The organism is Parasaccharibacter sp. TMW 2.1884 (assembly GCF_023337695.1).
Taxonomy (GTDB): domain Bacteria; phylum Pseudomonadota; class Alphaproteobacteria; order Acetobacterales; family Acetobacteraceae; genus Bombella; species Bombella apis.
Map to the genome: position 1 here is coordinate 185960 of NZ_QORR01000005.1, position 18639 is coordinate 204598.

The 18639-nt window shown below is 60.6% G+C and carries 25 protein-coding genes; 24 read left to right on the forward strand and 1 reads right to left on the reverse strand.

The annotated features are described in order from the left end of the window. Positions 1 to 59: 59 nt before the first annotated feature. From DTI93_RS08705 to DTI93_RS08810, 22 genes are all read left to right on the forward strand, one after another. A complete protein-coding gene (locus tag DTI93_RS08705; protein ID WP_249080439.1) occupies positions 60 to 440 on the forward strand; it encodes a hypothetical protein in 381 nt (126 codons plus the stop codon). Continuing rightward, a complete protein-coding gene (locus DTI93_RS08710; protein ID WP_249080442.1) occupies positions 433 to 885 on the forward strand; it encodes a hypothetical protein in 453 nt (150 codons plus the stop codon). The genes DTI93_RS08705 and DTI93_RS08710 overlap by 8 nt, the downstream gene beginning before the upstream one ends. Further along, positions 860 to 2113, forward strand: a complete 1254-nt coding sequence (locus DTI93_RS08715; protein WP_249080444.1) for a PBSX family phage terminase large subunit — start codon at positions 860 to 862, stop codon at positions 2111 to 2113. The genes DTI93_RS08710 and DTI93_RS08715 overlap by 26 nt, the downstream gene beginning before the upstream one ends. 8 nt (positions 2114 to 2121) lie before the next feature. Beyond that, positions 2122 to 3756: a DUF1073 domain-containing protein gene (locus DTI93_RS08720; protein ID WP_249080447.1), complete on the forward strand. Its 1635-nt coding sequence runs from the start codon at positions 2122 to 2124 to the stop codon at positions 3754 to 3756. Further along, positions 3756 to 4556: a phage minor head protein gene (locus tag DTI93_RS08725; protein WP_249080449.1), complete on the forward strand. Its 801-nt coding sequence runs from the start codon at positions 3756 to 3758 to the stop codon at positions 4554 to 4556. Before DTI93_RS08720 ends, DTI93_RS08725 begins: the two co-directional genes overlap by 1 nt. Positions 4557 to 4565: 9 nt before the next feature. Further along, a complete protein-coding gene (locus tag DTI93_RS08730) occupies positions 4566 to 6686 on the forward strand; it encodes a DUF2213 domain-containing protein (protein WP_249080459.1) in 2121 nt (706 codons plus the stop codon). Between the two features lie 12 nt (positions 6687 to 6698). Continuing rightward, positions 6699 to 7184, forward strand: a complete 486-nt coding sequence (locus DTI93_RS08735) for a hypothetical protein (RefSeq protein WP_249080460.1) — start codon at positions 6699 to 6701, stop codon at positions 7182 to 7184. A 17-nt stretch (positions 7185 to 7201) separates the two neighbouring features. Beyond that, positions 7202 to 8248: a DUF2184 domain-containing protein gene (locus DTI93_RS08740; protein ID WP_249080469.1), complete on the forward strand. Its 1047-nt coding sequence runs from the start codon at positions 7202 to 7204 to the stop codon at positions 8246 to 8248. Positions 8249 to 8251: 3 nt separating this feature from the next. Continuing rightward, positions 8252 to 8662, forward strand: coding sequence for a hypothetical protein (locus DTI93_RS08745; RefSeq protein WP_249080473.1), 411 nt, complete (start codon positions 8252 to 8254; stop codon positions 8660 to 8662). Continuing rightward, complete coding sequence (locus DTI93_RS08750; RefSeq protein ID WP_249080488.1) at positions 8662 to 9099, forward strand: DUF4054 domain-containing protein; 438 nt, start codon at positions 8662 to 8664, stop codon at positions 9097 to 9099. Before DTI93_RS08745 ends, DTI93_RS08750 begins: the two co-directional genes overlap by 1 nt. Beyond that, complete coding sequence (locus DTI93_RS08755) at positions 9096 to 9566, forward strand: hypothetical protein (RefSeq protein ID WP_249080491.1); 471 nt, start codon at positions 9096 to 9098, stop codon at positions 9564 to 9566. The genes DTI93_RS08750 and DTI93_RS08755 overlap by 4 nt, the downstream gene beginning before the upstream one ends. After that, the gene (locus DTI93_RS08760; RefSeq protein ID WP_249080493.1) at positions 9559 to 9951 is read left to right on the forward strand and encodes a hypothetical protein; all 393 of its coding nucleotides are present in this window, start codon (positions 9559 to 9561) and stop codon (positions 9949 to 9951) included. The genes DTI93_RS08755 and DTI93_RS08760 overlap by 8 nt, the downstream gene beginning before the upstream one ends. A 20-nt stretch (positions 9952 to 9971) precedes the next feature. Further along, positions 9972 to 10478: an LIC_12616 family protein gene (locus DTI93_RS08765; RefSeq protein ID WP_249080495.1), complete on the forward strand. Its 507-nt coding sequence runs from the start codon at positions 9972 to 9974 to the stop codon at positions 10476 to 10478. Next, positions 10479 to 11636, forward strand: a complete 1158-nt coding sequence (locus DTI93_RS08770; RefSeq protein ID WP_249080497.1) for a DUF3383 family protein — start codon at positions 10479 to 10481, stop codon at positions 11634 to 11636. After that, positions 11636 to 12076: a phage tail fiber protein gene (locus DTI93_RS08775; protein WP_154981203.1), complete on the forward strand. Its 441-nt coding sequence runs from the start codon at positions 11636 to 11638 to the stop codon at positions 12074 to 12076. Before DTI93_RS08770 ends, DTI93_RS08775 begins: the two co-directional genes overlap by 1 nt. 3 nt (positions 12077 to 12079) lie before the next feature. Further along, positions 12080 to 12541 (forward strand): phage tail assembly chaperone, encoded by a 462-nt coding sequence (locus DTI93_RS08780; protein WP_249080499.1) that lies wholly within the window; start codon positions 12080 to 12082, stop codon positions 12539 to 12541. Next, positions 12538 to 12678, forward strand: coding sequence for a hypothetical protein (locus DTI93_RS08785; RefSeq protein WP_249080501.1), 141 nt, complete (start codon positions 12538 to 12540; stop codon positions 12676 to 12678). The genes DTI93_RS08780 and DTI93_RS08785 overlap by 4 nt, the downstream gene beginning before the upstream one ends. Then, positions 12665 to 14698, forward strand: coding sequence for a lytic transglycosylase domain-containing protein (locus DTI93_RS08790; protein ID WP_249080503.1), 2034 nt, complete (start codon positions 12665 to 12667; stop codon positions 14696 to 14698). The genes DTI93_RS08785 and DTI93_RS08790 overlap by 14 nt, the downstream gene beginning before the upstream one ends. A 1-nt stretch (position 14699) precedes the next feature. After that, complete coding sequence (locus DTI93_RS08795) at positions 14700 to 15368, forward strand: hypothetical protein (RefSeq protein ID WP_249080505.1); 669 nt, start codon at positions 14700 to 14702, stop codon at positions 15366 to 15368. A 5-nt stretch (positions 15369 to 15373) separates the two neighbouring features. Then, positions 15374 to 15673, forward strand: a complete 300-nt coding sequence (locus DTI93_RS08800) for a phage baseplate plug protein (RefSeq protein WP_249080506.1) — start codon at positions 15374 to 15376, stop codon at positions 15671 to 15673. Next, positions 15670 to 16722 (forward strand): hypothetical protein, encoded by a 1053-nt coding sequence (locus DTI93_RS08805; RefSeq protein ID WP_249080508.1) that lies wholly within the window; start codon positions 15670 to 15672, stop codon positions 16720 to 16722. The genes DTI93_RS08800 and DTI93_RS08805 overlap by 4 nt, the downstream gene beginning before the upstream one ends. Before the next feature lie 211 nt (positions 16723 to 16933). Then, entirely contained in the window at positions 16934 to 17338 is a 405-nt protein-coding gene (locus tag DTI93_RS08810) for a baseplate assembly protein (RefSeq protein WP_408902111.1), read from the forward strand. On the opposite strand, the gene DTI93_RS08815 is transcribed toward DTI93_RS08810, so the two are convergent. Continuing rightward, positions 17335 to 17745 carry a hypothetical protein gene (locus tag DTI93_RS08815; RefSeq protein ID WP_249080510.1) on the reverse strand — a complete coding sequence of 137 codons (411 nt, stop codon included), beginning with the start codon at positions 17743 to 17745 and terminating at the stop codon, positions 17335 to 17337. The genes DTI93_RS08810 and DTI93_RS08815 overlap by 4 nt on opposite strands. 46 nt (positions 17746 to 17791) lie before the next feature. On the opposite strand from DTI93_RS08815, the gene DTI93_RS08820 reads away from it, so the two are divergent. Both DTI93_RS08820 and DTI93_RS08825 read left to right on the forward strand, forming a co-directional pair. Further along, positions 17792 to 18142 (forward strand): hypothetical protein, encoded by a 351-nt coding sequence (locus DTI93_RS08820; protein ID WP_249080512.1) that lies wholly within the window; start codon positions 17792 to 17794, stop codon positions 18140 to 18142. Continuing rightward, a partial coding sequence (locus DTI93_RS08825) for a baseplate J/gp47 family protein (protein ID WP_249080514.1) occupies positions 18129 to 18639 on the forward strand: 511 nt, incomplete at its 3' end. The genes DTI93_RS08820 and DTI93_RS08825, both read left to right, overlap by 14 nt.

Sequence of the window (18639 nt, forward strand, 5' to 3'; positions counted from 1 at the left end):
GCGTACCTTTGCCCCGTCTGGAGTGATCCGGCGGGGCTTTTTTGTATCTGGAGACCTCCATGCCCCGCCCCTCTCCGCTCTCCGGCCGCCGGATCGAGCGAGGGGATGCTGTATCCGGTCCATGCGGTCTTCTGGCCATCGTCGTGAACGTGCGGGGCACAACCGCAACGCTCTGCCGCATCCTCCAGAACCCACGATACCGGCACCGGTCAGATGTGCAGATAGGGCTCGGGGATGCAGTGGCGCTGGGCATCAGCGTAGGCAACAAGGTGCGATGCCGGGTGTTCAGAATGAATGTCCGCCATCTTGCCAGACGGGATGCGACAATCAGCGATGACCTTCTGGCCCGTGTCAGGGCGGCAGTCGAGAAAGAAGACGCAATAACCCGCTGGGAACGGGCAGAGACCAGGCTCGGCGGGGTGAGCAGGATTTATGGCTAAGCGACCAATCAAAAAGAAGGTGCCAGCTGTCAAAGCCCATGTCCATTTCTCGCAGGCTCTGTTTGATGAGATGCTGGTTGAGGTCATGGAAGGCCGCACCATACGGGAGATATGCAGCGGCCCCAAGCGCCCCGCCATGAAGACGTTTTATGAGTGGGTCGCCAAGGATGCGGAGCGAGGTAAGCAGTACGCTCGTGCACGGGACATCTCTTCCGATGGATTTGAGGCAGACATCCTGTCCCTGGCCCGCTCCACAAACCCTGACAATGCCACGGCCAACAAGGCAGCATTCGAGATGCTCCGGTGGGTTGCCTCAAAGCGTGCACCCCGCCGCTACGGAGACAAGCAGACGCTCGAACACACTGGCGAGGGCGGCGGCCCTGTGCAGGAAATCAGGCGCATCATTGTGAGGCCGGAACATGGAAGCGAACAGTCTGGCCCTTGAGACACCCGCTGTCTTCGAGCCCCTGCTCCGCCCTACCCGATATAAGGGCGTATGGGGTGGCCGAGGGTCCGGAAAATCTCATTTCTTTGCCGAGCTGCTCGTGGAGCAGGCCTTGATGCGGCCCGGGTTCCGGGCTGTCTGTATCCGTGAGATACAAAAATCGCTCGCCATGTCCGTCAAGCAGCTTGTCGAGGACAAGGTCAACGGAATGGGGCTGGCTGACAGCTTCGAGGTGCTGGACAAGGAGATACGTACACCCGGCGGCGGCGTCATCATCTTCCAGGGCATGCAGAACCACACGGCGGACTCCATCAAGTCTCTGGAAGGCTTTGACGTGGCGTGGGTCGAAGAAGCGCAGTCCCTTTCCGCCTTCTCCATGAAGCTGCTGCGCCCGACCATCCGCAAGCCGGGCTCTGAGATATGGTTCAGCTGGAACCCGTCCAAAGAAACGGACCCGGTAGATGCGTTCCTTCGTACGCCGGAGGCGGATGCCGACCCCGAGATCGTGGTCATTAACGCCAACTGGTCGGATAACCCGTGGTTCCCCGCCGTCCTGAACGATGAGCGGGAACGTGACCTGAGGAACAGGCCGGATGAGTATGACCATATCTGGGAAGGCGGATACCAGCAGACGACCGAGGCACTGATATTTCGCAACCGGGTCGAGTATGGCTGCCGGTTCGAGACGCCGGATAACGCACGGCTCTACTTCGGTGTTGACTGGGGGTTCGCAAAAGACCCTACCGCCATCGTCCGTTGCTTCATTCAGGACGACGTGCTGCACATCGATTATGCGGAAGGCGGCGTAGGTATCGAGATGGATGCCTTGCCCGCTCTGTTTGAGCAGGTCCCCGGTTCCCGGGAATGGCCGATTATGGCCGATTGCGCCCGGCCTGAAACGATCAGCCACATGGCGAACAAGTACCGGTTCCGCATTGGCCCCGCCAAGAAGTGGAAAGGCAGCGTGGAAGACGGCATCGAGCGGCTGAAAGCCTTCCGGGGCATCCGCATCCATGAGCGGGCTGAGAAGGCCGCCCGTGAGTTCAGGACGTACTCCTACAAGGTGGACCGCCAGACAGAGCATGTCCTGCCGAAAATAGAAGACGCCAACAACCACTGGATCGACGCCCTTCGTTACGCCCTGGACGGCCTCATCCAGAACCGCCGGACAATGCCGGACTTCTCCGCATTCGCAGGGCCGCCAACCATTCGCCGATCATTCGTATAGGACGCATCATGTGGCCGTTTAAACGTACTCCCGCCCTCAAGCAGGAGAGCGCAGGAGACGTGCGGCCGGAGCGCAGGGAGCCGTTCATAAGGGCTTTCCGCCATGTCGAGCGGCAAGCGTATGACGCCGCTCCGCCTCTTGCCGTCCGTCTCGCCCCCTGCCGCCCTGCACCCGGCGTCGTGCCGGAGGGGCAGCGCATGGCGTTTGATAGCGCTCTGGATGGTGTGGCTGCCTCGCTGGGCGCATACGCATCAGGAAACGCTGGAGCCCTACAGTCATGGCTGGCCGATGGGCTTGGCTTCATGGGGTATCCCCTCCTCGCCCAGATGGCTATGCGGGCCGAGTTCCGCAAACCCTGTGACGTCATCGCACGGGAAGCCACACGGGAATGGGTGCGGCTCAAGTCCACGAAAAACGTGGACGAAGCCGAGTACGACACGGATGAGGAAGCCCGGGCGGCCCGTGAAGAGCTGTCGCAGGAAACGGCGCAGAAGATTGCCGACCTAGAGGCCGAATTAAAGCGGTTAGATGTGCGGCGGCTCATGTATCGCATGACGCTGGACGGCCTGCTCTATGGCGTCTCATACGCATGGATTGATGTAGGCAGCCTGCCAAAGGACGCCACGGGCCAGAATGTCCCCCTGAAAGCGGTGAAGCACGGGGTTGAGAAGGGCGGCCTGAACGGGCTGAAACGGGTTGACCCGGTCTGGACTGCACCGAACTACTACAATGCCGACAGCCCCTATCGGGGCGGGTTCTATGACCCGGAAAACTACTGGGTGCAGGGATGTCTGACCCACAAGGATCGGCTGCTGAAGATGGTGCCGTATGAGGTGCCTGACATCTTCAAACCGGCCTTCAACTTTGGTGGCCTCTCCCTCACCCAGCAGTTGCGCCCCTATGTCCACAACTTCCTGCGGACCCGCAACAGCGTCAGCAACATCACGGCCAATTTCTCCAAGCTGGTCCTGAAGACCGACATGGCGGGGAACATGGGTGCGCCTCAAGGCGGCATGGAATGGGGCGGCGTCAACCAGGCATCCATTCAGGGCCGTGCAGCTTTCATGCAGCAGGTGTCCGAGGGGCAGGATACGATTGTCGCTGACCATCAAAATGAGGACGTGTCCATCATCGCTACCCCGCTGGGCGGCCTGTCTGACCTACAGGCGCAGGCCATGGAGGCGATGGCATCCATCCCAGGCATCCCGCTGGTCAAGCTGTTCGGCATCACCCCTAACGGCCTGAACGCCTCATCCGAGGGCGAAATCAGGGTCTTTTATGATGAGATAGCTGCCTTCCAGGAAAACAACCTCCGGCCCGTGCTGGAACGCATTCTGCGCCTCGTGCAGCTGCATCTCTGGGGTGATGTGGATGACGCCATAGACTTCGACTTCGTGAACCTCTGGCAGCTTGATGACGAGAAAGCGGCCATGGTTGAGAAGACCAAGGCAGAAACCGACAAGGTGAATATCGAGGCCGGGAAGATCACGCCGGATGAAGCCCGGATGCGTGAGGAGCAGGACCAGAACAGCATCTACCGGGGCGTCAACCTCTCCGGCGATGCTCCAGGCATCCCTGAACAGGATATGCCCAGCTTTGGCGGCCCTGGCGGCGAGGAAGAAGGCGGCGAAGGGGAACTGTAATGGCCGGATTGCGCTCTCCCGGGAAGGCAGTGACCCTGCCTCTTGGGAGGGTAAATGCAGGCGTTGCGGCCCGTTACAACCAGCGATTGCGCCTTCTCATCCGCCGGATGCACCGGGACACGATGCAGACCGTGAAGGCCCATTACCGCCGGGCCGAACCTGAACTGGCGCAGGATGAGAACCCTGTCACGGCTCTGGATGCGGTGCTGAAAAAGCTGCGGAAGAAGTGGCTGCGCATCTTTTCTGACCACGCCCATGAGCTGGCTGAGCTGTTCGTCCGCTCCTGCCAGAACGACAGCGAAGCAGACCTCCGGCGGCGGCTGAAACGGGCTGGCTTTGGAATCACCTTCAAGCCTGATGCAGACCTCAAGCGCAGGATGAGGATGGCAACCGATTACAATGCCGGACTCATCAAGAGCATCAGCGAGCAGTACCATGATGGCGTAAAGGCGCTAGTCACAAACTCCGTGATGAAGGGCGGCGACCTTGGCGGCCTGGCAAAGGCCCTGCAAGCCCGGTACGGGGTCTCGGAACGCAGGGCTGCCTTTATCGCCAAGGACCAGAACCACAAGATCAATCAAGCCACAGAGCGGATGAGATGCTCTGAAATCGGCCTGAAAGAAGCACGCTGGCGTCATGCTGGTGGTGGAAGGCATCCACGGGAAGACCACGTCCGGGCGAATGGTAGGCGATACCTGATCGCTGAGGGATGCCAGATCAGTGGCGAGTATATCCAACCCGGCGAGAAGCCCAACTGCCACTGCCGGGCCGAGTACATCATCCCCGGATATAACGATTGAGGACAGAAAATGCCTTGGATTACCGTGCACCCCGTCTACGAAAAGGGGGATGGTCGCCATGTGCTGATCAGCGATGATGGCACAATTCAGGCTGGGATGGGTGGAAAGTTCAATGGGCGCAAAATCTCATCCATTCATGAAAAGGGAAGTAAGGGCGAAGGGCATAAGCCCTCAATTAAGGATGGGACACAGGCCCGCATTAAGGAGATTAAGGACGATCTGGAGGCCCGACATGCAAAGGGTTTCGCAAACCGTGCTGAAAGTGATCAGTATAAGAAGGATCGATTCAATTCTTCCCATGAGCTTGATAGCCTTCGGTCTCGCCTCGAAGACATCGACAACCTCGGGAAAGCCGGGATCACTGACGAAAACCACCCGACTTTCCAGAAGGTCATGCAGCTGCGTGACGAGGCGGAGCGACGGTATAACGATTGGCGTGAAAGTCTCTCTTATGAGGATTTGAAGGACCAGATACTGTCCCAAAAGTGGAGAAACGACGCCAAACGCAGGGCGGCGTGGCGGGATTATTACGCCCAGCAGGAGGCGTCAAATGTCAAAAAGGACGAGTTTCACAAGGCTAACGCTGCTGTCGCCCTGGCTAATCCCGGCACCGAGTATGACGATGATGTGCAGCCCCTAGCTGAGCCGTTGCAGGCCAGAGAGCACGAGCTGACAGCGCCTGTATCCCGCAGAGACCGGCGCAACACACGTGACACTGACCACGGGCATGTCACGCTAGAGAACGCACAGTGGCACAGAGCCCCCCGAACCCATATTGGTGAAGGGAATTATCTCATCGGGCTGCACCCTGATGAGGCCAAGAAGCTGGGCGTTGCATTGCGTGAGAAGGGTCACGCTCACGACAGGGCAGGCGGTATCCTCGCTTACGACCGGACCGGGTCTGTCCGCACCTTTGATGACAACGGACGCCTCCGTGTGGAGCGGACGCCCATCAGCAAGGCCAACATCTGCGAGTATCTGGGGCGGGAAATACCCGACCATGCCCGGCTGGGGCTGAACCCGAACCAGATGTACCGCCTCCTGCGGGACCCGAAGGAACTGGAAAAGGCGGCAGACAGCTTCAACTCCCTTCCGGTTCTGGAGGACCACACGCCAACCAGTGCGGATGCCCACCCAAGGGAGCTGACGGTCGGCTCCACCATGGACAATGCCCGCTTCGAGGCGCCCTACCTGACGGTCGGCATGGTCATCTTCGATGGCCCGGCCATCCAGCGCATCCAGAGCGGGGCGCAGCGGGAACTGTCCTGCGGATACGCCTATGAGGCGGATATGACGCCGGGCACCTACGAGGGACAGCCCTATGACGGGCGCATGGTCAACATTCGGGGCAATCACGTCGCTCTGGTTGAGAAGGGACGTGCTGGCTCAGATGTGCTGGTCCATGACAGCGCAATAACTAAGGAAAACAAGATGGACATGAACAAAAAGCCGGTCTGCGATGAAGACGGTCTGGAGCCGGTCATCGAGGCTCTGCGCCCCTTCATGGGGGATCTTTCCGACGATGCCATCCGGGCAAAAGCCTCCGCCCTGATTGATGAGGGGAACCGTGAAACGGATAAGCCCGGCGGTGAGGATGACGGTGAGACCGAGCAGCAGGACGACCGCCTGACGAAGATGGAAGAGTTCATGCGGCAGGAGGGGTTCACCCCCGCCCAGGCTTCCAAATGCCGGGAAATGTGCGCCGAAATGCTCAAGGGCGGCGGCGCAGAGGACGACGGAGAAGAAGTCACTGCCCCGAACTCCGGCGCTCCGTCTGATGCGGAAGATGAGGACGACGAGGAAGAGAAGGGGCGCAAGCGGGAAATGGCGACCGATGCTGCCATCCGGAAGGCCCTCGCCGCTGACCGTGCCCTGCGCCGGGCCACAGAAGACGCCCGCAATCTCGTGCGCCCGCTGGTTGGTGAGGTTTATGGCATGGACAGCGCCGCACAGGTCTATCGCTACGCCCTGCGACAGAGCGGCCTGGCGATGGACAGCGTAAAGGGCGTGAATGAAGCGGGCCTCAAGGCTCTGGTCAATGCACAGCTTCGCAGCATCCGTGCCAACTATGATCGGCCTCTGGCACAGGACAGTGCCGCCCTCCCCTTCAAGGCGCCCCGCCAGCTGTAAAGGACACACACCATGAGCTTCCAGACATCCGTAAACTACACATGGCCGCAGGGTTATCCGGGGGCAATCGCCTCCGCCAACCCACGCCGCTCTGTCATTTCTCCCGAGGCTGGTTTCCGTGCCGGACCCTCAGGCCTGACGATTGCCGCCTTTGCGTGGGTCAATCAGGACGGCATCACCGTCTCCAACACCGGGAGCGGCAAGCCCGCCGGGTTCGTCCATCGTGACCAGCAGGGGCTGACGACGCAGTATCTCCAGTCCAGTACCATGCTCATCCCGGGTGGTTTCGGCGTCACCCTGTCCGAGGGTGGTGATTACTGGGCCGTTTCCGGACAGGCGGCGACCCGTGGCAACAGCGTGTATGCCTCCACGACTGACGGCAGCATCCAGACCGGTCCGACCGGGAGCGCCCCGCAGGGGACTGTGGATACCGGCTGGACAGTATCGCAGGGCGGTGACGCAGGTAGACCCATCATCATCACTGGCCCCCTCTCCTGACATCCTGAGGAATAACTATGAAAATCACAGACGCACAGCTGCGTTCGGTCACGCCTGACCAGCTGAAGAGCCTGTACGGCGTGCATGGCGTGGCCGCCCGCCCCACCGGGGCTTTTGACAGTGCCGTAACCGCTCCCAACTCTGGCATCCCGTCCATTTTCTCCACATGGACAGACCCGAACATCAAACGGGCCATCATCACCCCGATCAAGTCGGAAGAGGTGTACGGGCAGGCCCAAAAGGGCGACTGGCTGACGGACACGGCGCAGTTCCCCTTCGTCGAGCTGTCCGGCCAGACGGCTTCCTACGACGACTACAGCCAGAACGGCGACAGCGACACCAACGCCAACTGGGTGCAGCGCCAGTCCTTTCACTTCCAGACATGGACGAAATGGGGCGAGCGTGAAGCCGAACGCATGGGAGCGGCCCGTCTGGACTGGGTGAGCCAGAAAAACGAGGCGTCCATCTCCGTCCTGAACAAGGCCAGCAACCGCATCAATCTCTTTGGTGTGGAGGGTCTCCAGCTGCGGGGCGCTCTCAACGACCCGGACCTGCCTGCCGCCATCCAGCCCACACCCAAGGTTGCCTCGTCTGGCACGGCCACGGGCGGGACGGACTGGATGAGCACCACGGACCCGGTGCAGGTCTATAACGACATCCTCAAGGCCTTCCAGCAGCTTTCTGTCCAGATGGGCGGTAACGTCACGCTGGAAAGCCCGCTTACCCTCGTCATTCCGACGGAGCGGCAGCAGTGCCTTCTGTACACGAACCAGTTCCGTGTTTCCCTGCGTGAGCTGCTCCAGCAGAACCTGCCGAACCTGACGATTGAGACCCTGCCGGAGGCCGGAAGCACCCTCTCCGGCGGCCAGAACAAGATCACGCAGATGCAGCTCTTCCTGCGGGAAGTGGACGGACAGGAGACGGTCACAACCGCCTTCACCGAGAAGCTGCGTGCCCATGCCGTGGAGCGTTACAGCTCCTACATCCGGCAGAAGAAGTCCCAGGGCACATGGGGGGCCATCTGGTTCTACCCGGTGGCCTGCGTAACAATGGTTGGGATTTAAGACATGGCAAACGCTGTAACCGTACTCTGCCGCCTGCCTTCCGGCGTGACGCTGGAGCTGCACGATCTGGATGGGCTGAAGGGGCGTGCCGCCTCCGAGGCTCCTGTCATGTCTGCGGCCATTCCTGTGCGCTCCGTGACACTGAACGGAGCAAAGGCTGACCCAGCATACCATCGTGCCGAAGGGCGCCTGCTGGGGCGTGCAGGACGCACCATCGTGGACGCCGATTTCTGGAGCGCATGGCTCGCCCAGAACGAGCGCAATCAGCTTGTGACGCAGAAGTTGGTTTTTGCCGAGGCCAACCCGGCAAAGGCCGATGCCGCTGCGGCCGAGCTGAACAAGGAGAAGACCGGTCTCGAGGGCGTTGAACAGAACGCCCTTCCCGGTGATGTGAAGAAGGCGGACAGAGAGTAATGGCTCAGGGTGTTGTCGATTTCGTGTATCCCGACTGGGCGGCGACCTTCCCGCAACTAGCCACGACGGTCACGGAGACGCAGGCCGGGTTCCTGTTCCGGCAGGCCTGCCTGTTCCTCAACAACACCCCACTCTCCATCGTCCAGAACGTCGATGAGCGGCGTGACCTGCTGTGGCTGCTGGTGGCTCATCAGGCGCAGCTTGGCCTCAATGCAGCGGCAGGCAGCGGCTCATCCACCGGGGCGCAGGGCGTGGGCAGGCTGGCATCGGCCAGCCGTGGCTCTGTCTCGGTATCGTACGATGGGTCTGGGCTGCCGACCAATGCGGGCTGGTTCACCCAGACGCAGTATGGATTGACATACTGGCAGGCCACGGCCCGGTACCGCCAGATGCGGATGACGCCCGGCAGGCCTCACCCAGCGAGGATTTTCCCATGAGCGCACGGATGAAGGGCGGGGCGAACCTCGCCAAATACCTGGCGGACCTAAAACAAAACGCCACCAATGCCCGGCGGGTGGATGTGGGCTTCTTCCGGGATGCCACCTACACGGATGGCACGTCCGTTGCCACGGTGGCGGCCGTGCAGGAGTTCGGGAATGACCGTGTCCCTGCTCGCTCATTCATGCGGACGACCATTGCCGAGCGTAGCAGGCAATGGCCCGGAGCGGCGGCCGCTGTTCTTCGGGCGACCGGCTGTAATGCTCGGCAGGCCCTGGAGACGATGGGGCAGGTCGCAGCGCAGGAAATGCAGTCAAAGATCAGCGAGATCACGGAACCACCGCTGGCCCCCTCAACGGTCAGGCAGCGGCTCAAGAAGGGAAGTGAAGTCCCGGACAAGCCTTTGATCGACACCAGAACGATGATCAATGCCCTCCGTTATCAGGTGGACCCCAGCGATGATTGACGTATTCGGTATCGCAAGCGGCGTTCTGGGTGAGGTAAACCCCATGCAGGACGCCATACTCCGCCGCTGTACAGGCTCGATCACAGAGGATGATGGGTCCGTCACCACGACTTATGAGACCGTTCCTGTGCAGATCGAGGTACAGGCCACCGCCGGGGGCGATCTCCAGCTTCTACAGAACATCGACCAGCAGGGGGATGCCCGCATCGTCTACATGCGGGGCGCAACCCATGCGCTGAACCGGCCCCTTCAAACAGGGGGTGACGTGCTGCTCTTTGAGGGCGGGGAATGGCTGGTCACGCAGGTACTCGAACAATGGGGGGCCGAAGATTGGTGCAGACTAGCCGTAACCCGCCAGATACCGGGCAATCAGACCTCGAACTGAGGCCAAGCGAGAGCGACATCATGAAGGGCATCCGGCTCTGGTTGCTCAACAATGTGCTTCCTTCCCCGTGGACAGTGCAGCAGGGCCAGCAGAACCGGGCGCCAACCATGCAGGCTCCCTTCGCCATCATGCAGATCGTGACCCGGCAGCGCTACGCCACGAACAGCAGGCGGTATGACCCCGATGGCTCCGTCACGATCGTGAAGCCGGAGCGCATGGGCATCCAGATCAGCACATTCGGCACGGGGGCAGGCAATGCGGTCAGCCTCATCAACACGATGTGGCGGGACCCTGACGCCGTGGCGTGGTTCAGGGCCAACGTCCCGGGCGTGGCCCCCCTCCACGCATCAGACCCCCGGCAGCACCCGTTCACGACCGCTGAAAAACAGTACGAGGACCAGTGGAGCGTGGACCTCATCGCCGACGTGCTGGCCTCCGTCACCAAACCGGGTCAGTCCGCCCTCCTCCTAGGGATGGAGGCCGTCACCCAGGCCGAAACCCTAGCCACAACCAACGGGAAATCTTGAATGAGCACCATCCCCATTTCACAGACCGTGAAGATCAACCCCGCCACGCTCGGAACAGCTGGCGGGGTTTCTTTTATCAACGGCCTCATCATCACCACGGCGGCAAACGGGGGGACCATCCCCGCCGGGACGCTGCGGACCTACACACAGGCCAGCGATGTGGCGACTGACTTCACAGCCTCTTCCCTAGAGGCCCGCATGGGAGCCGTCTATTTCAGCGGCTACGAAGATGCGGAGTCCGCCCCCTCTACCCTGCTCATCTACGTGGCGGCAGCGGACCATGAGACGGACCCCGTCTCCCTCATGGACACCATCGCCGGGCAGACGCAGGACTTTGCCGGTTTCACCACTGCATGGGAGCCGACACTGGCCCAGAAACAGGCCTTCGCCACATGGACGGCCACCCAGTCCGACCGCTACTGGTATGTGCCATGGGACACGGATGAACAGGCACGGGCAGAGCAGAACAGCACCAGCTTCGGCACGTGGCTGAAGAATCAGGATATTGATGGCACCACCCTGATCTATCAGGACCCGCTGGCCGCAGCCCTTTGCCTGGGCTGGATGGCGTCCATCGACTTTGACGCCACGAATGGCCGCACGAACCTCTGCTTCCGCCGTAGTGGGCTGATTACCCCGACCGTGACGGACGCCACGACAGCCGCCACTCTCCGGGCCAATGGCTACAATTTCTACGGAGCCTATGCCAACGGACTGGGCCGCTTCCAGTGGCTGGCAGATGGGCATGTCTCGGGGGCTTTCCTCTGGGCGGACAGCTACATCAACCAGATATGGCTCAATGCGTCCTTCCAGTCTGACCTTCTCAACCTGCTGCTGAGCGTGGGGCAGATTCCCTACAATACGGAGGGCGACGGCCTCATCTCAGCCGCTGTACAGGACACGATCAATCAGGCGCTACGCTTCGGAGCCATCCGCCCCGGCGTGAACCTGACGTCCCTCCAGAAGCAGCAGATTGACCGGGCCGCCGGAACCTCCATCAGCGACACGGTACAGAGCCGGGGCTGGTACTTCCAGCCCAATGCCTCCACCGCCGCAGCCGACATCCGGGTGGCCCGTAAAAGCCCGTCATGCCGCTTCTGGTACACGGACGGACAGTCCGTCCAGTCCATCAATCTTGCCAGCATTGAGGTACAGTAATGAGCAACAGTGATTTCATCACTTCGGCAGATGCCGTCTTTACCCTCACGGTAAAGACCCTGTTCAATGCGCCGGTGAAGCTGGAAAACTGGTCCACCAACCGGGCATGGGAAGGGCAGGCGCTCCGGCTGGCTGATACCCGGCTTTCCATCGACGGGAAATTGAACAAGGGTTTCGTGCCGTCCGCCTACGACATGACGCTGAACTTCTCCCCGAACAGCAACACATGGAACATCTTTGATGCCATCCAGATGGCCACACGGCAGGCCCGGACAGTCTATGAGCTGAATGGGGAGCTCCATCTTCCCGGCCTGAACCGGAAATACACGTTCGTTTCCGGCTGTATCGTGGAGATGGCGGCCGTGCCGAATGGCGGTGAACTTCTGGACGAGCGGTCTGTACATATCCGGTGGGAAAACGTCCTGCCTGCGTGGAGCTAAGCCATGAAGAGCATCGAATGGACCCCGGCAGAAGGCCCTGATGCGGGGAAGTGCTTCGTCATCACCCGCATGTCAGCCTTTACGGCGGACCGCTGGGCGCGCAACGTTGTCAGGGCGCTGGGCCGTGCCGGGGCCAGAACCCCACGGGAGGCACTGGAGAGCGGCATTGCCGGTCTCTCCGGCCAGAGCATGGCCCTGTTCTCCCACATGAGCGACGAGGACTGCGAAGCTGCGTTCCAGGGCCTGCTGGACTGCGTGAAAATCCGCCGGGACCCCAGTAATCCCGCCGTGGGACCGGCCAGGCTCATCGAGGCTGACATCTCCGATGCCGCAACCCTCCCTGCCCTGCGGACGGAGGCGTTCAAGCTCAACGTGGATTTTTTCAAGGCCGCAATCTACCAGATTTACCCGCTGATCGAGGCTCTGCGGGAGCCGATCATGGGAGAAAACCAGCCCGCTGCGTGAATGTCTCGGCCCCCCTCGCCCTTGTGATGGGGGCCGGACTGGCCACGCTGCATGAGCTGAAGACCATCTATGACAGTGAAGACATGTGGCTTCTCTGGGAGATTGCGGCTGTGGAGCGCGTGAATGGCTATTCTTGATACGCTGATCGTCCAGCTGCTGATGGACAGCTCCGGCATCGTGAAAGGGGCCCAGCAGGCTCAGAACGGCCTCGAAAGGACAGGTGGTGCTGCCGAACGGGCCGGGAAAAGGCTGGATGATGTTGGTAAGAACGCTGGGGGCAGCCTCGCCAGAACAGGGCAGGCGGTAGAGAAAACCGGGAAAAGCATTGAGGATGTCGGCAAGAAAGGGGCGGATTCGTTCGCTGCCTTCCGCCGTGAGGCCCTTGGAGCAATCGCCCTGTTCACGGGCGGGGCTGGCATCGCTTCCTTCACGCATGACATTGCGGCCGCAAACACGGCTCTGGGGAGCCTGTCCCGCCAGCTGGACATCGCACCACAGAAGCTGACACAGCTTCATGAGGCCATGAAAGCCTCTGGTGGGTCCGCCTCGGACGTGGACGGGTTCTTCAAGAGCATCCAGAGCAAGGCCAGCACGAATGAAGGTCTGGCCCAGCTTACCCGCCTGAGTCAGCTTACTGGCGTTGACTATCTCGACAGGAATGGTCGGGTCAGGGCCGACATATTCGATCAGCTGGCCCATTCTCGGCGGTTCCAGGGCCTCACACGGGGCGTGCAGGACAATTACATCCAGCAGCTCGGTGGCAACGCCGCCGTCACCAATCTGGTGGACCGGCACGACTATGACAGCCTGCAAAAACGGTTTGCAGGCCTTGGTCCGACCGCTGAGCAGATCAGGCAGGGCGAGCAGCTTTTGGCCGACTGGACGGAGCTTAAGGCCAACACCGATCAGGTCATGCAGCGGGTCTTTTCAGACCTCGAGCCGTCCCTGCATAATTTTCTGCAAGCCCTGATTGCGCTGGAGAAAGCGCACCCGAAGGCCATTGCCGATGGCGTGGCGGGTGTCGCAGCGGCCCTTTCTGTGCTTTCTGCCATTCTGACGGCGAAATCATTCACCCGGGTTCTGGGGATGCTCGGCGGCATTAGGAATCTCGGCAGCCTTGGCGGTATCGCCGGAGGTGCCGGGCAGCTGGCAGCTGGGGCTGGTGCAGGGGTTACGGCAGGGATAGCAGGAGCCGTTGTCCGGGATGTACAGCAGACCGGTCACAGCCCGTGGGATCAGGGCGCCGGGGAACTGTATGCGGCCTCTCATGAGCGAGATGAGCATGGCGGCCCGACCAGAACTGATCTTGAAAACCACTACCTCCAGCGCACCGGCGCCCTGACAGCGGCGGGGATCGACTGGGAGAAAGAACGGTCTCTCTGGCAGCGAGAAACCCCGGATGAACGCCGGAAGCTGGAAGATGATGACAGCAGGCGACGCTGGGGATGGGTACATGACACGCTCGGCCGGATAAAGGGCGCCCTGCTCCCGAACGCCCATGCTGATGACAGCCCGCCTCAGCCGGAGCCCGGTCATGAGATCAGATATGTCCACGCCCCACAGGACGCCCCTGAAACCCCGGCACCTGAGCGCAGCAACCAGCAGGCTCCCCTCTGGCCTGCACCACCGGAGACCAGCCTGTCAGCCGAAAATATCGACCTCGAGCGCCTGACAGGGGCCGTGGCAATGCAGGAGAGCCGCGGGGATGCCAACGCCGTCTCCTCCGTGGGGGCGCAGGGGCTTCTCCAGCTAATGCCCGCCACTGCACGGGGACTCGGCGTCACGGACCCGTTTGATGCAGACCAGTCGTGGTCGGCGGGGCAGAAATATCTGGGTCAGTTGCTGGGGAAATACCACGACCAGATGAAGGCCCTCGCTGCCTATAACTGGGGGCCGGGGAATCTTGACAAGGACCTGAAAAAACACGGGGACCAGTGGCGGGCTTACCTGCCCCGTGAGACCTCGGATTACCTGATGCGGGTCGGCAGGAACTACGAAACGGGGAACGTCGTGCATCATCACAACACGACCACGCACAGCCCGACCATCAACGTGGCTGTGAATGGCGGGATGGGTGCGCCGGACGAGATCCGCCGGATGGCCCGTCAGGGAGCATCCGAGGCGCTGGCGAGGCATGAGACTGGGAAGATAGGTTAAAATGGTTGATTTCAGCGCATCGCTGACCAGCTTTGCGGGGAGTGCCACAGACAACTGGGCGATCCAGCGGGCTGCACGGCAGTGGGGCATCTTCCGCCGGTATCAGGAGAAGAAGCCAAGCCTGGCCGCCAAGGCGTTGGGGAACGACGTGGACAACCTCTTCGGAAGGGGGCCTAAGCCGGTTCTATCCGCTGCTCACGTTGAAACCTTGGGGGTTAATGAGACCTCGACAATCTCGAAATCCCCGCAGGAACTGGGCAATTTCTCCAGCTACAACAAGGTCTATGAGCCATTCACGGCGACCATCCGCTTCATCTGCGACGGCTCGGAGACAGGCAGCATTGTTGAGAACCTTCTTCCCGGTTTTGTGCGGGGTCTGCTCGGGGACGGTCCGGACACTGTACGGAAAGACTTTGTCGCCACTCTGGCCGCCCTCGTGAAGGATACGAACCTCTACTTCGTGGCAACGCCAGAGCGGGTCTACAAGCACGCCAACATCATCAGCTACCGCATTGACCGGAAAGCGGAAGGCGGCGTGGATATGATCGTGGCTGATGTGACGCTGCAAGAGGTCCGCAGCACGAAAAAGACCGGCTGGGTGACAGTGAAGCACCCCCAGGGAGCACAGACCCAGAATGGCGGGGCCGTTACACCGCAGGCGCAGGGATAAAAAACGTGATCTACTCCATCCCTCTACAGCCGGTCCCGGCACAGACAGTTACCTGCACCCTTTCCGGGCGGCAGATCAGTTTATGGCTCCGGCAGCTCTCCACGGGCGTTTATCTGGATGTGCGGATGAACGGGCAGCCCCTGATAATGGGGGCTCTCTGCCTGAACGGGGTTGACCTAATCCGCAACGCCGCCTCCCTTCTGCCGGGGAAGCTCTACTTCACCGATACGCAGGGCAAGGAAGACCCCTATTATGATGGGGTGGGAGAGCGGTTTATCCTCAATTACGACGATGGTGCAGTATGAGCGAACATCTCCGGGCTATCCCTCAAAGCCTGTCCTTTTCCCGCAAGCAGATATCTGTCACCTTCAACATCGCCCTACCAGATGGCACAACGGATAGCCTCACGCTGGAGAGTGACTATCGCATCAAAGCGATTGTCTCACATGCGGGCATGAGCGTAGGGAGCGAGTTGGAACTGGAGATATGGGGCATGTCGATTCACGACATGAACCGGCTGTCCTACGTTGCGAACTATCCCAACGCCCAAAATCCTCGCACGGTTAACCAGAGCAATTCTACCGTCATCGTGCGTGTTGGAGACTATGGGCAGCCTTTGACGACCCTGTTTATGGGGCTACTGACAGAAGGTTCAGCCAATCTCAATGGCGGGGAGCCGGTTTTCCGTGCCCATGCCATGACCAGCCTTCTACTGGCCGCTGTGGTGCCAGACCCGATCAGCTATCGGGGGCCTCGGTCGGTTGTGTCTATCCTCAGCGATATTTGTACAGCAGCCGGTTTCCAGCTGATCGACCATGGCGGCTGGGACCGTCACGCTGTTCTGACGAATACCTATCTGGAAGGAACGACCCTTCAGATGATCGAAAAGACAATAAAGGCGTGTGGAGGATCATATAACTACAAGCCTTTATCGGTGAGGAATGATAAGGATGGCACAGCGTCATTAGGGCTTGTTGAAGTCTGGGGGCCAACCTATGGCGGCGTAGTAAAAAGCGCACAGGAAGATACGATACCCCTTATCTCAGTGAAGACGGGTCTCATTGGATATCCTATCTATAACCGCGCGGGTATCTCCTTCACCTGCCTTCTGCGTCCAGATATCGCTTATTACCAGCCAGTTAAGCTGAAAAAGGGCGACACACCCGCAGGCTGGGTGACCGATGATAATGGGTTAAACCAACAGGGACAGAAGGTCAGTAGAGGACCATGGGATGGCATATGGTTGCCAACCAACATTACCCACGAGGTCACGTCAGAAATACCGGACGGGAACTGGCATACTTTTGTTGACGCCCAGCTAACCAATATTGGAGCGCAAATTGCCGTCAAATAACAAAGCCCCATATTTAAGCCGGGGGCGATCTGAAATAGGTCTACCCGCCGCCGTTGACAAGCGTATTGAAGGCCATATCCGGGGGATGGGCCCTTCAATGTTGGTGCAAGTGAAAGCGGTACACGCTGGGCAGGCATCTATCACGGGCATGGTTGATGTGCAGCCGATGGTTCATCAACAGGATGCTTTGGGCCGGCCCCACCCTCGCCAGATGATTCACAACGTCCCCTATCTCCGCATCCAAGGTGGTACGTCTGCTCTCATCATCGACCCCAAGCCGGGCGACATTGGCTTCATCATCATCTCTGGCCGGGATCACACCCATGCCGTCACCAACCGCCAGCCATCCCCTCCAGCATCATTCCGTCAGTTTTCCATGGAAGACTGCGTATATGTGGGGGGATTCCTAAACAACGGGCCCGACCAGTTCATTCAGGCCACAGATGGAGGATGGCGTATCGTTACGCCGGGCACCGTCTCCATCGAGGCGGCCAAGATGACGGCAAACTGCGATATTGAGACTAGCGGCGATGTGAAGGCAGGTGGTATCTCGCTCAAGCAACACACGCATGGCGGGGTGCAGACGGGCGGCGGCAGCACATCTCAGCCGTCTTAATCGAGGTTCTTACGCTCGCAAGTGCCAGAGTGTTCGATAGAGATTACTAGGCCTTCATCGTACCCTCCACGGTCGGCCCCGCTATCATAGTCAGCAAGAAGCTGATGAACATATCTGGTACATGCACTTCCCGGCTTGTTTTGCGCCGCCCAGATCGCCTTTCTGGCCACATCTGGAGCCATACCCATCTTTCGTAGTTTTATCTCGCCTTCTGCACGGTCACGAGCCAAAAAAGCGGCCCATTCCTCTTGGGAGGGCTCATAAAAAGGGTGCCTGCAATTCGGGGCGCAAGTTGCTTCCCCCGCCTTTTGGTTAGCCTCGATTTGTTGCCGCAACGTCAGTGGAGCCCCAGCCCAAGCCGTGCCAGCTAGACCCAGAGCAGCGGCAGCAAACAGAAGTTTCTTCATCTCACATCCTCCCTATTCCGTAGAACGCTACTCCACAGGATGCCCCATGAAAACCCTCTCCCTCACCCCTGACTGGGACCTGACACTGGACAGCACGGGCAATCTGGTCGTGCTGACGGACAAGGCGGCCATCCTTCAGGACGTATGCTCTGCCGCCCGCACATGGCTGGGCGAGGTGCTCTACGACACCGGGCAGGGCATCCCCTACGACACGGACATCCTCCGCTCGGACGTGGACCTCTCCTTCTATTCTTCGGAGATCGAGGATGCCGCCACGTCTGTTCCCGGTGTGGCGGCGGCCACCTGCCACCTCGCCAATCCCACCAGGGAACGCCAGCTCACCGGCGTCATTCTCGTAACCTTCAGCGATGGGAGCACGGACCATGCCCAGTTCTAATGCTACAACCAACGTCCCCGCTCCCGCCCTGACCGATGCGGGCTTCACCGCCCCTTCCGAGCAGGACATCCTTGCCGGGGTTCTGGCCGACATGAACGCCGCCCTGGGCGGTGGGGCCAACACGGCCCTTTCCACCCCGCAGGGGCAGATCGCCCTCTCCGAGACCGCCATCCTTGGCGACTTTCTGGGGGCGATGATCGCCATCTTCAATGGCGTGGACCCGGCCTCTTCTTCCGGACGGATGCAGGAGGCCATAGGGCGCATCTACTTCATGGAACGTCGGCCGGCTACGGCAACGACCGTCACGGTGCAGGCCAGCGTGAACGCCCCCGGCCAGACCATTGCTGCCGGTACGGTCGTGGCGCAGGGAACGGATGGCAGCCTCTATGTGGCCCCGCAGGCCATCACGCTTCCCCAGTCCGCCACGGCCAGCCTCGACCTCACCTGCCAGACTGCGGGGGCCGTGAGCTGCCCCGCCAACAGCCTGACGCTCTATC

What these genes read in the sequence shown, in the direction of transcription:
- DTI93_RS08710 (WP_249080442.1), top strand. Translation starts at nt 433, where the DNA reads ATGGCTAAGCGACCAATCAAAAAGAAGGTGCCAGCTGTCAAAGCCCAT.
- DTI93_RS08730 (WP_249080459.1), top strand. Translation starts at nt 4,566, where the DNA reads ATGCCTTGGATTACCGTGCACCCCGTCTACGAAAAGGGGGATGGTCGC.
- DTI93_RS08810 (WP_408902111.1), top strand. Translation starts at nt 16,934, where the DNA reads ATGATTCACAACGTCCCCTATCTCCGCATCCAAGGTGGTACGTCTGCT.
- DTI93_RS08725 (WP_249080449.1), top strand. Translation starts at nt 3,756, where the DNA reads ATGGCCGGATTGCGCTCTCCCGGGAAGGCAGTGACCCTGCCTCTTGGG.
- DTI93_RS08745 (WP_249080473.1), top strand. Translation starts at nt 8,252, where the DNA reads ATGGCAAACGCTGTAACCGTACTCTGCCGCCTGCCTTCCGGCGTGACG.
- DTI93_RS08795 (WP_249080505.1), top strand. Translation starts at nt 14,700, where the DNA reads ATGGTTGATTTCAGCGCATCGCTGACCAGCTTTGCGGGGAGTGCCACA.
- DTI93_RS08715 (WP_249080444.1), top strand. Translation starts at nt 860, where the DNA reads ATGGAAGCGAACAGTCTGGCCCTTGAGACACCCGCTGTCTTCGAGCCC.
- DTI93_RS08820 (WP_249080512.1), top strand. Translation starts at nt 17,792, where the DNA reads ATGAAAACCCTCTCCCTCACCCCTGACTGGGACCTGACACTGGACAGC.
- DTI93_RS08775 (WP_154981203.1), top strand. Translation starts at nt 11,636, where the DNA reads ATGAGCAACAGTGATTTCATCACTTCGGCAGATGCCGTCTTTACCCTC.
- DTI93_RS08805 (WP_249080508.1), top strand. Translation starts at nt 15,670, where the DNA reads ATGAGCGAACATCTCCGGGCTATCCCTCAAAGCCTGTCCTTTTCCCGC.
- DTI93_RS08735 (WP_249080460.1), top strand. Translation starts at nt 6,699, where the DNA reads ATGAGCTTCCAGACATCCGTAAACTACACATGGCCGCAGGGTTATCCG.
- DTI93_RS08770 (WP_249080497.1), top strand. Translation starts at nt 10,479, where the DNA reads ATGAGCACCATCCCCATTTCACAGACCGTGAAGATCAACCCCGCCACG.
- DTI93_RS08705 (WP_249080439.1), top strand. Translation starts at nt 60, where the DNA reads ATGCCCCGCCCCTCTCCGCTCTCCGGCCGCCGGATCGAGCGAGGGGAT.
- DTI93_RS08790 (WP_249080503.1), top strand. Translation starts at nt 12,665, where the DNA reads ATGGCTATTCTTGATACGCTGATCGTCCAGCTGCTGATGGACAGCTCC.
- DTI93_RS08740 (WP_249080469.1), top strand. Translation starts at nt 7,202, where the DNA reads ATGAAAATCACAGACGCACAGCTGCGTTCGGTCACGCCTGACCAGCTG.
- DTI93_RS08815 (WP_249080510.1), bottom strand. Translation starts at nt 17,745, where the DNA reads ATGAAGAAACTTCTGTTTGCTGCCGCTGCTCTGGGTCTAGCTGGCACG.
- DTI93_RS08780 (WP_249080499.1), top strand. Translation starts at nt 12,080, where the DNA reads ATGAAGAGCATCGAATGGACCCCGGCAGAAGGCCCTGATGCGGGGAAG.
- DTI93_RS08765 (WP_249080495.1), top strand. Translation starts at nt 9,972, where the DNA reads ATGAAGGGCATCCGGCTCTGGTTGCTCAACAATGTGCTTCCTTCCCCG.
- DTI93_RS08720 (WP_249080447.1), top strand. Translation starts at nt 2,122, where the DNA reads ATGTGGCCGTTTAAACGTACTCCCGCCCTCAAGCAGGAGAGCGCAGGA.
- DTI93_RS08750 (WP_249080488.1), top strand. Translation starts at nt 8,662, where the DNA reads ATGGCTCAGGGTGTTGTCGATTTCGTGTATCCCGACTGGGCGGCGACC.
- DTI93_RS08760 (WP_249080493.1), top strand. Translation starts at nt 9,559, where the DNA reads ATGATTGACGTATTCGGTATCGCAAGCGGCGTTCTGGGTGAGGTAAAC.
- DTI93_RS08755 (WP_249080491.1), top strand. Translation starts at nt 9,096, where the DNA reads ATGAGCGCACGGATGAAGGGCGGGGCGAACCTCGCCAAATACCTGGCG.